This window comes from Mesorhizobium sp. RCAM 05099 (assembly GCF_059683685.1).
Map to the genome: position 1 here is coordinate 378,152 of NZ_CM185035.1, position 12,546 is coordinate 390,697.

9 protein-coding genes are annotated in these 12,546 nt (G+C 65.4%); 6 read left to right on the forward strand and 3 right to left on the reverse strand.

Annotated elements, in window-relative coordinates:
• Window positions 1-3 precede the first annotated feature (3 nt).
• The 6 genes from tsaE (at window position 4) to AC56QQ_RS01835 (ending at window position 9,689) form a co-directional block, all read left to right on the forward strand.
• Window positions 4-1,515 carry a tRNA (adenosine(37)-N6)-threonylcarbamoyltransferase complex ATPase subunit type 1 TsaE gene (gene tsaE / locus AC56QQ_RS01810; protein WP_497125337.1) on the forward strand — a complete coding sequence of 504 codons (1,512 nt, stop codon included), beginning with the start codon at window positions 4-6 and terminating at the stop codon, window positions 1,513-1,515.
• Entirely contained in the window at window positions 1,512-2,240 is a 729-nt protein-coding gene (locus AC56QQ_RS01815; RefSeq protein WP_497125338.1) for a nucleotidyltransferase family protein, read from the forward strand. Before tsaE ends, AC56QQ_RS01815 begins: the two co-directional genes overlap by 4 nt.
• Window positions 2,237-5,371 (forward strand): double-strand break repair protein AddB, encoded by a 3,135-nt coding sequence (addB, locus tag AC56QQ_RS01820; protein WP_497125339.1) that lies wholly within the window; start codon window positions 2,237-2,239, stop codon window positions 5,369-5,371. The genes AC56QQ_RS01815 and addB overlap by 4 nt, the downstream gene beginning before the upstream one ends.
• Complete coding sequence (gene addA, locus AC56QQ_RS01825) at window positions 5,368-8,880, forward strand: double-strand break repair helicase AddA (protein ID WP_497125341.1); 3,513 nt, start codon at window positions 5,368-5,370, stop codon at window positions 8,878-8,880. The genes addB and addA overlap by 4 nt, the downstream gene beginning before the upstream one ends.
• Before the next feature lie 74 nt (window positions 8,881-8,954).
• On the forward strand, window positions 8,955-9,278 hold the full coding sequence (trxA, locus tag AC56QQ_RS01830; RefSeq protein ID WP_091584223.1) for a thioredoxin: 324 nt from the start codon (window positions 8,955-8,957) through the stop codon (window positions 9,276-9,278).
• 129 nt (window positions 9,279-9,407) lie between these two features.
• Window positions 9,408-9,689 (forward strand): cupin domain-containing protein, encoded by a 282-nt coding sequence (locus tag AC56QQ_RS01835; RefSeq protein ID WP_095083181.1) that lies wholly within the window; start codon window positions 9,408-9,410, stop codon window positions 9,687-9,689.
• A gap of 34 nt (window positions 9,690-9,723) precedes the next feature.
• Here AC56QQ_RS01835 and AC56QQ_RS01840 read toward each other — a convergent pair whose 3' ends face one another.
• The 3 genes from AC56QQ_RS01840 to accD all read right to left on the reverse strand — a co-directional run bounded on the left by AC56QQ_RS01840 (window position 9,724) and on the right by accD (window position 12,515).
• On the reverse strand, window positions 9,724-10,143 hold the full coding sequence (locus tag AC56QQ_RS01840) for a VOC family protein (RefSeq protein ID WP_497125343.1): 420 nt from the start codon (window positions 10,141-10,143) through the stop codon (window positions 9,724-9,726).
• A complete protein-coding gene (locus AC56QQ_RS01845; RefSeq protein ID WP_497125344.1) occupies window positions 10,140-11,465 on the reverse strand; it encodes a bifunctional folylpolyglutamate synthase/dihydrofolate synthase in 1,326 nt (441 codons plus the stop codon). Before AC56QQ_RS01845 ends, AC56QQ_RS01840 begins: the two co-directional genes overlap by 4 nt.
• Window positions 11,466-11,588: 123 nt before the next feature.
• Window positions 11,589-12,515 (reverse strand): acetyl-CoA carboxylase, carboxyltransferase subunit beta, encoded by a 927-nt coding sequence (accD, locus tag AC56QQ_RS01850; RefSeq protein WP_489858827.1) that lies wholly within the window; start codon window positions 12,513-12,515, stop codon window positions 11,589-11,591.
• Window positions 12,516-12,546 lie beyond the last annotated feature (31 nt).

Genomic DNA, 12,546 nt, shown 5'->3' on the forward strand with positions numbered 1-12,546 from the left:
TCGATGACGGGATTGGTGCTGGAGCGTTTACTCGCGGACGAGACACAGACAGCGCTGCTGGGCGAGGATCTCGCGCTGGCGCTGCGCGCCGGTGACGTTCTGGCGCTCAAGGGTGATCTCGGCGCCGGCAAGTCGACGCTGGCGCGTGCATTGATCAGGGCATTGGCCGACGATGCCGGCCTCGACGTTCCGAGCCCTACCTTCACGCTGGTGCAGAGCTACGATACCCGCATCCCCGTCCATCACTTCGATCTCTACCGCCTGTCCTCGGCGGCCGAAATCGACGAGCTGGGTTTCGAGGAAGCCTTGGCGCAAGGTGCCGCCCTGGTCGAATGGCCGGAACGGGCGGAAGCCTATCTGCCGAAAACCTCGGTGCTGATCGAACTCGTCCAGCACGGCGAGGGCCGGCTGGCGCGACTGTCGGGGCAAGGTGCCGCCTTCGACCGCGTGGCACGGTCGCTGGCCATGCGCGACTTTCTTGGGAATGCCGGCTGGGGCGAAGCACGGCGCCGCCATTTCATCGGCGATGCCTCGGCCCGCTCCTACGAGATCGTTTCGCTTGCCGGCCACAAGCCGCAAGTGCTGATGAACTCGCCGCGGCTGGTGCTCGGACCGCCGGTGCGCGACGGCAAGCCCTATGCCGAGATCGCTCACACCGCCCAGTCGGTCTCCGCCTTCGTCGCCATCGACCGGGCATTGAAGGCTGGCGGCGTCAGCGTTCCGGAAATCCATGCCGAGGACCAGGATCAAGGGTTCCTTCTGCTCGAACATCTTGGTTCCGAAGGGTTCCTCGATGAGGACGGCCAACCGGTGGCCGAGCGTTACGCGGCGGCGGCGGAGCTGCTCGCCATGATGCATGGCAGGAGCTGGCCCCGGCACATGGAAACGGGGCAGGGCGGCTTCCATGATGTGCCGCCGTTCGACCGCGACGCCATGATGATCGAAGCCGATCTGCTGGTCGACTGGTACGTGCCGGCGATATCGGGCAGCCCGGCAAGCGAGAGCTTGCGCGCCGGCTACGCCAAAGAATGGAATGCACTTCTCGACCGGTTGGACGGCCGCGAATACACGCTGATGCTGCGCGACTTCCATTCGCCCAACATCATCTGGCGCGGTGACCGTTCCGGCCATGATCGGCTGGGCATAGTCGATTTCCAGGATGCGCTGATCGGTCCTTCAGCCTATGACGTCGCCTCGCTCGCCATGGACGCGCGTGTCACCATATCGCCGGAAATCGAGAAGCAGACGCTCGACGCCTATGTCGCGGCGCGCCACGCCGCCGGCGCTTTCGATGAAGCAAGCTTCCTGGAATCCTATGCAATCATGGCGGCGCAGCGCAACTCCAAGATCCTCGGCATTTTCGTGCGCCTCGAAAAGCGCGACGGCAAACCCTATTATCTGAAGCACTTGCCGCGCATCCGCGACTATCTGCGCAGGGCGCTGTCCCACCCCGCGCTCGCCAGCCTGCGGGATTTCTACAACGCCAATGGTTTGCTCGAGGAGCGAACGCTGTGACAGCAGGACCGGACACCGCAATCGTACTTGCCGCCGGGCTTGGCAAGCGCATGCGGCCGATCACCGACACCATCCCCAAACCGTTGGTCCGGATCGCCGGCAAGACCTTGCTCGACTGGGGCCTCGACAGCCTGGCCGCCGCCGGTGTCGGCAAGGCCGTGGTCAACGTCCACTATCTTCCCGAGCAGATCGTTGCCCATGTCGCGGCGCGTCGGGCACCGGAGATCATCATTTCCGACGAGAGCGACCGGTTGCTCGATTCCGCCGGTGGCATCGTCAAGGCGCTGCCGGACCTGGGCGAACAGCCCTTCTATATCCTCAACGCCGATACTTTCTGGATCGACGACGGTCCCCTCAATCTCGACCGCCTCGCCCTTGCATGGGACGCGGCGAAAATGGATATTCTGCTTATGCTGGCGGATCTCCATCAGGCGACCGGACATTGCGGCGGCACCGATTTCCTGGTGGCACCGGATGGCGCCTTGCGCCGGTCAAAGGGCGATCCGGCGGGCCTGATCTATGCCGGGGCTGCAATCATTCATCCGCGCCTGTTCGCGAATGCGCCTGCCGGGCCGCATTCGCTCAACGCCTATTTCGATTCGGCCATTGCCGCCGGCCGGCTGTTCGGCACGCCGATGCACGGCCACTGGATCACCGTCGGCACGCCCGATGCCATTCCGCTCGCGGAAGCGGCAGTCGCCGGCGCGCTAGCCGAGTTGCAATGAGCGGCTCAAGCCGCGTTTTCTCGGTTCCCTCCGGAGCGCCGTTTCTGCCGACGCTTGCCGAGGCGCTGCTTGCCGGTCGCCTGGTTCCGGGGTTTCGCTTTGACGGCAACCCGCTCGCCCTGGCCGATGTCACCATCTACGTGCCGACGCGCCGTGCCGCGCGCGCCTTGCGTGGTGTCTTCGTCGACAGCCTGCGGGCACGCGGCGGCGGCGGTTCGGCGATCCTGCCGGTCATCCGTCCGCTCGGCGAGTTCGACGAGGATGAGGCCGCGTTCGAAACAGAGGCATCGGCGGCAATCGATCTCGCGCCGCCGATCGCGGCGACCGAACGCCTGCTGCTGCTGGCGCCGCTGGTGCGCGCCTGGAAACGCCGGCTGCCGGCGCATGTCGCGGCCCTGTTCGCCGAGGAGATCGTCATCCCGGCCTCTACCGCCGACGCGATCTGGCTGGCGCGCGATCTCGCGGGGCTGATGGACGAGATCGAGACGGAAGGCACGGACTGGGCAAAGCTCACCGATCTGGTCACCGGCAACCTTGCCGGATGGTGGCAGGTGACGCTCGAATTCCTCGGCATCGTCACTGACGCCTGGCCGAAATTCCTCGAGGAACGCGATCGCTCCAATCCGGCCGCGCATCGCAGCGCGCTGATCCGTACCGAGGCCGCGCGGCTGCAGCGCAATCCGCCTGCCGGACCAGTCATTGCCGCCGGATCCACCGGTTCGATTCCCGCCACGGCCGAGCTGCTTGCCGTGATCGCCCGCTTGCCCGGCGGTGCCATCGTGCTGCCCGGTCTCGACCGGACGCTGGACGAAGCGTCCTTCCAGGCGATTGCCGCACCTGGCGCGCGTCCGGCCATGCTCGGCCACCCGCAATATGGCTTGGCCAGGCTGATCGGCAAGATCGGCGTGCTGCGCGGCGATGTCGAGGAGATTGGCATGGCCGAGCCGTCGCTTGCGCTTCGCGCCGCCCTTGTCGGCGAGGCGTTGCGGCCGGCCGAGACCACCGAACTCTGGGCCGAAACACGCGCTGGTTTCCCAGCCGCCGCCATCGCCGGCGCCTTCGCCGACGTGACGCTGCTCGAGGCGGCCAGCGAACGCGACGAGGCCGTCGCCATCGCCGTCGCGCTCAAGCAGGCCGTCGAGCAAGCCGGCCAGAGGGCTGCGCTCGTCACCGGCGACCGCGCCCTGGCGCGCCGCGTTTCAGTCGAGCTTCTGCGCTTCGGCGTCGTCGCCGACGATTCCGGTGGCACGCCGCTCGCCAACACCCCGGCTGCCAGCCTGCTCAGGCTGGCGCTCGAAGCGGTGTTCCGGCCAGGCGATCCGGTTGGCCTGCTGTCGCTGCTCAAGCACCCGCTGCTTGGCCTCGGCCTGCAACGCGCCGATGTGCGCCACGCAGCCGAACTGGTCGAACTGATGGCGCTGCGCGGCGGCACCGGCCGCCCCGACATCGCTTCCCTGTCCGAACTCTTCGAGGCCCGACTCACCGGCTTGGGCAGCGGCAGCCGGCAACCCTTCTGGTTCTCCCGGCTGACCGTCCGCTCCATCGAAAGCGCGCGCAATGTGCTCGAACGTCTCAAACATGCATTGGCGCCGCTCACGGCCTTTCACGGCCAGGCGGACGCAGACCTTGCCGCGCTGGTCAAGGCCAGCGTCGTGGCACTCGAAAATCTCGGGCGCGCCGAAGATGGCGGCCTGCGAGAACTCTATGCCGGTGACGCCGGCGAAAAGCTTGCCGAATTGCTGCGCGGGCTGGTCGCGGCTTCGGCATCGCTGTCGTTCCCGGCGAGCGAATGGCCTGACGTGATGGACGCGCTGATCGCGCCCGAAACGGTCAAGCCGGCACAGGGCACAGACAGGAACATCGCCATCTGGGGCGCGCTGGAAGCCCGGTTGCAGAATGTCGACACGCTGGTCATCGGCGGGCTCAACGAGGGCGTGTGGCCGCGCAAGCCAGAGAGCGACCGCTTCATGTCGCGGCTGATGAAGACCGGCATCGATCTCGAACCGCCCGAACGGCGTATCGGCTTGGCCGCGCATGATTTCCAGATGGCCATGGGCGCCAGGAAAGTGGTGCTGGCCCGCTCGGCGCGCGCCGGCGATGCACCCGCCGTGCCGTCGCGCTGGCTGCAGCGCCTCCTCACCTTCATCGGCAACGATCAGGCGGCGGAGTTGCGCCGGCGCGGCGACGAACTGCTCGCCTGGGCACGCGCGCTCGATACCGGGCCAAGGCAGGATTTCGCGCCACGACCACAGCCGAAGCCGCCACTGTCTGTGCGCCCAAGCCATTTCTCGGTCACCGAGATCGAGACCCTGCGCCGTGATCCCTACGCCATCTATGCAAGACGGATCCTCGGCCTGATGCCGCTCGATCCGGTCATCCGCGATCCAGGTGCCGCCGAGCGCGGCACGCTGTTTCACGCCATTCTGCATCTCTTCTCGGCGCAAGTGGCCGATCCGCGCGCGCCGGATGCGCTGGTCGGCCTCATATCGGCGGGTCGCGCCTGTTTTGCCGAGGCCGCCCTTCCGGCCGATGTAGAGGCGGTGTGGTGGCCGCGCTTCGAAAAACTCGCCGCCAACATCGTCGAGTGGGAGCGCACGCGCGCCGACGCGGTGATACGGCGGCATGCCGAGGAACGCGCCGGAAAGACGGTGGTCGGCCAGTCCGGCGTGACGCTGTCCGGCTACGCCGACCGCGTCGACCTGCTGGCTGGCGGCATGGCCGACATCCTGGACTACAAGACGGGCTCGTCGCCGTCCAAGGCGCAGGCGCACACGCTGCTTGCGCCGCAACTGGCGCTGGAAGGCGCGCTGCTCAGGCGCGGCGCCTTCAAGGATCTGGGCGCGCGCGAACCGTCGCAACTGGCGTTCGTGCGGTTGAAGCCGAATGGCGAGGTGTTCGAGGAATCGATCCTCGAGCACAACCGACAGCCCAGGACCGCCACCGATCTCGCCGAAGAGGCATGGGCGCGGCTGGAGAAGCTTCTAATCCACTATGCCGACCCGGCGACCGGATATCTGTCGCGCGCGCTGCCGTTTCGCGAAGGCGAGACCGATGGCGACTACGACCATCTTGCCCGCGTGCTCGAATGGTCGGCGGGCGGCGATGCCGGCGACGAGGGAGGGGAGGCATGAAGAAGGCCTATCCCATTCCAAGCGATACGGCTTCCAGCCAGGCCCGCGCCGCCGATCCCAAGAATTCCGCCTGGGTGTCGGCCAATGCCGGCTCCGGCAAGACCCATGTGCTGGCCCAGCGCGTCATCCGGCTGCTGCTGCGCGGCACTGATCCGTCAAAGATCCTGTGCCTGACCTATACGCGCGCCGCCGCCGCCAACATGTCGAACCGGGTGTTCTCGACACTGTCGGAGTGGACAACACTTGCTGACGCGGATCTGGCGGCAAGGGTCGAGGCGCTAGAGGGTCTCCGGCCCGATGTCGAGACCATGCGCCGTGCCCGCCGCCTGTTCGCCGAGGCGCTGGAAACGCCGGGCGGGCTGAAGATCCAGACCATTCATGCCTTCTGCGAATCGGTGCTCCACCAGTTCCCGCTGGAAGCCAACATCCCTGCCCATTTCGAAATGCTCGACAGCCAGATGGAGGCATCGCTGTTTGCCGCCGCGCGCCGCGAGATGATCTCGGCCGCCGGCGACAGGAATCTGGCCGAGGCCTTTGCCACCATTCTCGATCGTGGCGGCGAAGCTGGTCTCGATGCCTTGTTGGGCGAGATCGTGCGCAAGCGTGACGGTTTGCGCAATTTCATCGACGCCGTCGGGCGCGACGGCTCGCATTTCCAGGCGCTGTTCGATGAGTTCCATTTTCGCCCCGGCCAGACCGCCGAAGGCATAGCGGCGTCGGTCTGGCCGTTGCCGGGCTTCCTGCCGGATTATTTTTCCGGCTTTGCCCATGCGGCGGAAGCTGCTGATGCCAGAACGGTGCTGAACAACATCCTGCCCTATGCGCGCCTGGCTTTCGCCGAAAGCGACCCGGTTCGCCGTCTGCAATTGCTGTCGAGGGCCTTCCTCAAGACTGATGGCGATGCCTATGACCCGGCAAAGGCCTTCAAGAAGGCCCTGGTCGACCGGCTGCCGGATCTGGTGGAACGCTATGTTTCAGCGGCCAATGCCATCGTCGAAACCGTCGACCGGCTGGCCCTGTTCCGGATGCTGGAAGGCACGCGGGCTGCGCTGATCATCGCCGACTGGCTCATCGCCCGCTACGAAGTGCTGAAGCGCAGCCGCGGCTTTCTCGACTTCAACGACCTCATCACCCGCACGGTCAATCTGCTGGCACGGCCCGATGCCGGCCCCTGGGTACAGTACAAGCTCGACCAGGGCATCGACCACATCCTGCTCGACGAGGCGCAGGACACCAGCCCGGATCAATGGGAGGTGGTGAAGCGGCTGGCGGAGGAGTTCTTTGCCGGCCTCGGCGCGCGCGACAGGGTCCACCGTACCGTCTTTGCCGTCGGCGACGAAAAACAGTCGATCTATTCCTTTCAGGGCGCGGCGCCCGACTCCTTCGCCGACAGCCGGCTGTTGTTCGCCGGCAGGGTGCGCGACGCCGAGGCATCCTTTGCCGACCTCAAGCTGACCTGGTCGTTCCGCTCGACCGATGACGTTCTGGCCGCGGTCGACCGCGTCTTTGCCGATCCCCTCGTGCGACGCGGCATCAGCCACGATCCCGATCCGCTGAGCCACAAGGCGATCCGCACCGACGCGCCGGGCTATGTCGAGGTCTGGCCGTCGCTCGGCGCCGACGTCGTGGACGAGCCCGACGACTGGACCCAGGCCATCGACCATGCCCATGCGCCGGCGGTGCGCGTTGCCGAGAATGTCGCCGCGACCATTGCCGGCTGGATCGGCGCCGGCGAGATCATCGAAGGCCGCGGCAAGCGGCTGCGGCCGGGCGACGTGCTGGTGCTGGTGCGCAAGCGCGATCGCTTCGTCCACGCGCTGACTCGCGCCTTGAAACGCCGCGACATTCCGGTCGCCGGTGCCGACCGGCTGAGCCTGCCTGGCCATATCGCGGTCAAGGACCTGATCGCGCTCGGCCATCTCCTCATTCAGCCGCAGGACGATCTGTCGCTCGCCGCCGTCCTGCGTAGCCCGATCTTCGATCTGCCGGAAGAGGCACTTTTCACGCTCGCGGCGGAGCGACCTCCCGGCCTGTCGCTGATCGCGTCGCTGCGCCGCCATGCCGGCGAAAGCGAGCGACTTGCGGCGATCGTCGCCCAGCTCGACATCTGGACGAACGAAGCGGCCTTCAAGCCGGTGTTCGAGTTCTATGCCGGCCTGCTGGCGCGCGATGGCGTGCGCAGCAAGATGATCGCGCGGCTCGGACCCGAAGCAGGCGATATCCTCGACGAGTTCCTGAGTTTCTGCCTTGCCGAGGAGCGAACCGGCCTGCCGGGGCTGGAAGCCTTTCTCTCGACGCTGGAGAACGCCGGCCCCGAGATCAAGCGCGAGATGGACCAGACCCGCGACGAGGTTCGCGTCATGACCGTGCATGCCGCCAAGGGCCTGGAGGCACCGGTGGTGTTCCTGGTCGATGGCGGCTCCGCCCCGTTCAGCGACCAGCATCTGCCGCGCCTGATGCCTTTCGATGGTTCGGGCACATATTGGGACGGCAAGGGCTATCTCTGGCGCTCGGCCAGCGATGTCGCCAATGGCTTTTCGAAAGCGGCGGCAGTCCGGGCGCGAGAACTCGCCGACGACGAATATCGCCGGCTGCTCTATGTCGGCATGACCCGCGCCGAGGACCGGCTGATCGTCTGCGGCTATCATGGCAAGCGGGCGCCGAACACCGGCACTTGGCATTCAATCGTCAGCCGCGCCCTGATCGGCGCGCCAGAAAGCGAACAGCGCCCGCATCCCGCCGGTGGCGAGCCCGTGCATCGTTTCCATGTGACCAAGCTGCCGCCCGTCGCGGCAAGCTCTAGCGAGCAGGCACGGCAAACGCACGTTTTCGGGCCGTTGCCGGCAAGCCTGTTCCGGCCCTTGCCGCCTTTCGAGGACCTGCCGCGTCCGCTGTCGCCATCCGGCGCCTCGGCGCTGATCGACGAAGGCAAGGAAGCCGTGGTCGACAAGGCTTCGCCGGTGCTGGACGCCGATGCCGAGCCGGGCTTTGCCGTGATGCGGGGGCTGGCCCTGCATAAGCTGCTGCAGATGTTGCCCGGCATTGCCGAGGGCGAACGTGGTGGCGCGGCGGAACGTTATCTCGCGCGAACGGGTGCGGACTGGACTCAATCCGAGCGTGGAAAAGCCTTGGCGTCGGTCACAGCCATCCTTGCCGACGCCCGCTTCGGCACACTGTTTGCGTCGTCGTCGCGTGCCGAGGTCGCGATCATGGGCAGCCTCGAGGTGAAGGGCAAAAAGCGTTCGATTTCCGGCAAGATCGACCGGCTGGCGGTGACATCGGACACAGTGTCGATCGTCGACTACAAGACCAACCGGCCGGCGCCCGCCTCTCTAGCCGAGGTTCCGCCGGCTTATGTCCTCCAGCTCGCGCTTTATCGCGCCCTGCTGCAGCCGCTCTATCCCGGACGCGTGATCCGGGCGGCCCTGCTGTTCACCGAGGCGCCGCGGCTGATCGAACTGCCGGCCGGCGCCATGGATGACGCCCTTGCTCGACTCACGGGAGCGTGACACAACACCTGCTTGAAGAAGGGCCCAATCACCACCACATTTGGTGCGACAAAAACTCTCGAAAGGATTTCCGTATGGGTGCCACCGTCAAGGTCGACAAGAGCAATTTCCAGACCGCTGTGCTCGACGCCAGCGTACCGGTCGTGGTTGATTTCTGGGCGGAATGGTGCGGCCCCTGCAAGATGATCGCCCCGTCGCTGGAAGACATCGCCACCGAACTTGGTGCCAAGGTGAAGATCGCGAAGCTGAACATCGACGAGAATCCCGAGCTTGCCGCCCAGTTCGGCGTGCGCTCGATCCCGACGCTTGTTATATTCAAGGGCGGCGCAGAGGCTGACAGAAAGATCGGTGCGGCGCCCAAGACCTCGCTGTCGCACTGGGTTAATGGCAACCTCTGATCCGTCCAAAATTCCTAATATCGAGCCCGGCCATAGCGCCGGGCTTTTTGTTGGCGCCATCGCTGCGCCGCTCTGGCCCTCGCGTGCGGGCACTCCATGTCGTCTGCTTGAGGCGGACAGGAGAACCCCATGACCGGATCCGCCAAGGCCACCGTCTTCATCGACAATGAGCGCGTCATCGTCACCGAATACCGCTTCGCGCCGGGCGACAACACCGGCTGGCATCGCCACGGCCACGACTATGTCGTCGTGCCGCTGATGGACGGCAAGGTGAAGCTGTTGACCAAGGACGGCGAATCCTTTGCCGAAATGAAGAAGGGCGCCCCCTATTTCCGCAAGGAAGGCGTCGAACACGACGTCATCAACGCCAATGAAGGCGAATACGCCTTTATCGAGATCGAGCTGAAGTAATCCACCAAGGCCACGTCAGGGCCGGCAGGCGCGATTACCAATCGGCGATACGATCGCCGCCGACGAATTGCGCACTTTGTTCGGTATACTTGAACAGCTCTATCTTCACGTCGTTGGGGTCGCGAAGCCAGGCCTGGTAGGTATCGTCGCAGGCGAGTTTCCTCGGCGTGACGTCTATTCCCTTCGACCTGATGTGGGCGATTGCCGCGTCGATGTCTTCCACCTCGAGGCAGAGATGGTTGATCTGGTTCAGGTCGCTGTAGCGGGCTCCGTCCTTCTGGAACACCTCGATGTGGCTGCGACCGCCGCAATTGAGGTAGAACCCGAAAATCTTGCCGTCGCGCAGGAAATTGAATTGGGTGTCCATGCCGAGGACGTCGCGATAGAAGCTTCGCGTCACGTCGAGGTCATTCGCGAAGATGCAAACGTGAGCGAGTTGCTTTACCTTGATCATGTCGGCGGCGTGCCGTTTTCAGCCAGCACCGCCCCGGCCAGATAAAGCGACCCGCCGATCAGGATGCGCGGCGGTGGACCGTCCCAGGTATCGCGCAGCAGCATCAGTGCGTTGGCGACGGAACTCACCGGTTCGGCCGTCAGCCCGGCTTCCGTGGCGCGGACCGCCAGTTCGTCGTTTGGCACGCCGGCGTCGCTCGCGCTCACCGGCACCGTGTAGACATGCCGGGCCAGACCCTTGAAGGCGCGGAAATAACCGCTCTGGTCCTTGGTGTTGATCATGCCCGAGATCAGGAAAAGCGGACGCGGATTCTTTTCTTCCTGCTCAGCCAGCGCTTCGGCAACGACCACGCCGGCGCCCGGATTGTGGCCGCCGTCGAGCCAGATGTCGGCGCCCTTTGGCGCCAGTTCGGCCAGCCGACCCTGCACCAGCTTCTGCATGCGGCCGGGCCAGGCGACATTGATCATCGCTTTTTCGGCGGCGCGATGGCTGATCTCGAAGCCGGCCGCCTTCACCGCCGCGATCGCCGCGGCGGCATTGGCGAACTGGTGGCGCCCGGGCAGCCTGGGCGGCGGCAGGTCCATCAAGCCGTCCTCGTCCTGGTAGACCATGCGGCCGTTTTCCTCGAAGGCGAGGAAATCCTGGCCGTAGACGAAGGTCGGACACTCAAGCCGCTCGGCGGTTTCGATCAGCACCTGCAGCGCCGTCTCGCTTTCCTGCGCGCCGATGACGACCGGGCAGCCGCGCTTGATGATGCCGGCCTTTTCGGCGGCGATCAGTTCGACACGGTCGCCGAGATAGGCCTCGTGGTCGAGCGACACCGGCATGATCACCGATACGGCTGGTTCCTTGATGACATTGGTGGCGTCGAAGCGGCCGCCCAGCCCCACCTCGATGATGGCCGCATCGGCCTGATGCTCGGAAAACAGCAGGAAGGTGACGGCGGTGAGAATTTCGAAGACGGTGATCGTCTCACCCTCATTGGCCCTGGCGACGCGGGCGATGGCATCGGCGAAAACCTTGTCGTCAACCAGCCTGCCGCCGCCATCGGCGGCCAGCCGGTAGCGCTCGTGCCAGTTCACCAGATGCGGCGAGGTGTGCACATGGACGCGGCAGTCCGCCGCTTCGAGCAGTGCGCGCGAAAACGCCGCGCAGGAGCCCTTGCCGTTGGTGCCGGCGATGTGGATCACCGGCGGCAGCAGGTCCTGCGGGTTGCCGAGCCGTTCCAGCAGCCTGGAAATGCGGTCGAGCGAAAGGTCGAAGCCCTTCGGATGAAGCGCCATCAGGGCTTCGATTTCGCGGTCGGCGGCAAGCGTCGTCATATGGGAATCCTAGCGCATGGCCCCGAAAACCGGAATCGTTTCGGAAAGGACCATGGCAATTCGAAAAAGCTACAGCGCACCACGACCCTGGCGCAATCGCGGTTCGCGGCGGACCATGTCGCTTCAGGCCTGCGGGCGGGGTTCCATGGGGACCACTGCCGGCGGCAGGATTTCCGGCTCCAGCGGTTTTTGCTCTTCCGGCAGCTTGAGCAGCATCTTCAGCAAGCGTGCGATCGTTTCGCGCAGCTCCAGCCGCGACACAACCATGTCGACCATGCCGTGCTCCATCAGGTACTCGGCGCGCTGGAAGCCATCCGGCAGCTTTTCCCGGATGGTCTGTTCGATGACGCGCGGTCCGGCGAACCCGATCAGTGCGCCGGGTTCGGCGATGTGCACGTCGCCCAGCATGGCGTAGGAAGCGGTGACGCCACCGGTGGTCGGGTTGGTCAGCACGACGATGTAGGGAAGGCCGGCTTCCTTCAGCCGGTCGACGCCGACCGTGGTGCGGGGCAATTGCATCAGCGACAGGATACCTTCCTGCATGCGGGCGCCGCCGGAAGCGGCGAACAGGATCAGCGGCCGCTTGCGCTGCAGGGCGACTTCGAAACCATGAACGATGGCGTCACCAGCAGCCATGCCGAGCGAGCCACCCATGAAGGCGAAGTCCTGCACCGTGACCACAACCGGCAGGCCTTCGACGGTTCCCAGCGCGTTGATGATCGCATCTTCCAGGCCGGTCTTGGCCTTGGCGTCCTTCAGCCGGTCGACATAGCGTTTCTCGTCACGGAACTTCAACGGGTCCTGCATGACCTTGGGATTGTCCAGGGTCTCGTACTTGCCGCCGTCGAAGAAGAATTTCAGCCGCTCTTTCGCCGAGATCTTCATGTGATGGCCGGAGGACGGAATGACGAACTGGTTCGACTCCAGATCCTTGTGGAACACCATTTCGCCGGTCTCCGGATCCTTGATCCAGAGATTCTCGGGCATGTCGGTGCGCCGGCCGAGCATCGAATTGATCTTCGGGCGAACGTAATTGGTGATCCAGTTCATCGCTTCGGCTCCTGTCCTGACGAAGAGTTAG

What these genes read in the sequence shown, in the direction of transcription:
- addB (WP_497125339.1), top strand. Translation starts at nt 2,237, where the DNA reads ATGAGCGGCTCAAGCCGCGTTTTCTCGGTTCCCTCCGGAGCGCCGTTT.
- trxA (WP_091584223.1), top strand. Translation starts at nt 8,955, where the DNA reads ATGGGTGCCACCGTCAAGGTCGACAAGAGCAATTTCCAGACCGCTGTG.
- AC56QQ_RS01845 (WP_497125344.1), bottom strand. Translation starts at nt 11,465, where the DNA reads ATGACGACGCTTGCCGCCGACCGCGAAATCGAAGCCCTGATGGCGCTT.
- AC56QQ_RS01835 (WP_095083181.1), top strand. Translation starts at nt 9,408, where the DNA reads ATGACCGGATCCGCCAAGGCCACCGTCTTCATCGACAATGAGCGCGTC.
- AC56QQ_RS01840 (WP_497125343.1), bottom strand. Translation starts at nt 10,143, where the DNA reads ATGATCAAGGTAAAGCAACTCGCTCACGTTTGCATCTTCGCGAATGAC.
- accD (WP_489858827.1), bottom strand. Translation starts at nt 12,515, where the DNA reads ATGAACTGGATCACCAATTACGTTCGCCCGAAGATCAATTCGATGCTC.
- tsaE (WP_497125337.1), top strand. Translation starts at nt 4, where the DNA reads ATGACGGGATTGGTGCTGGAGCGTTTACTCGCGGACGAGACACAGACA.
- addA (WP_497125341.1), top strand. Translation starts at nt 5,368, where the DNA reads ATGAAGAAGGCCTATCCCATTCCAAGCGATACGGCTTCCAGCCAGGCC.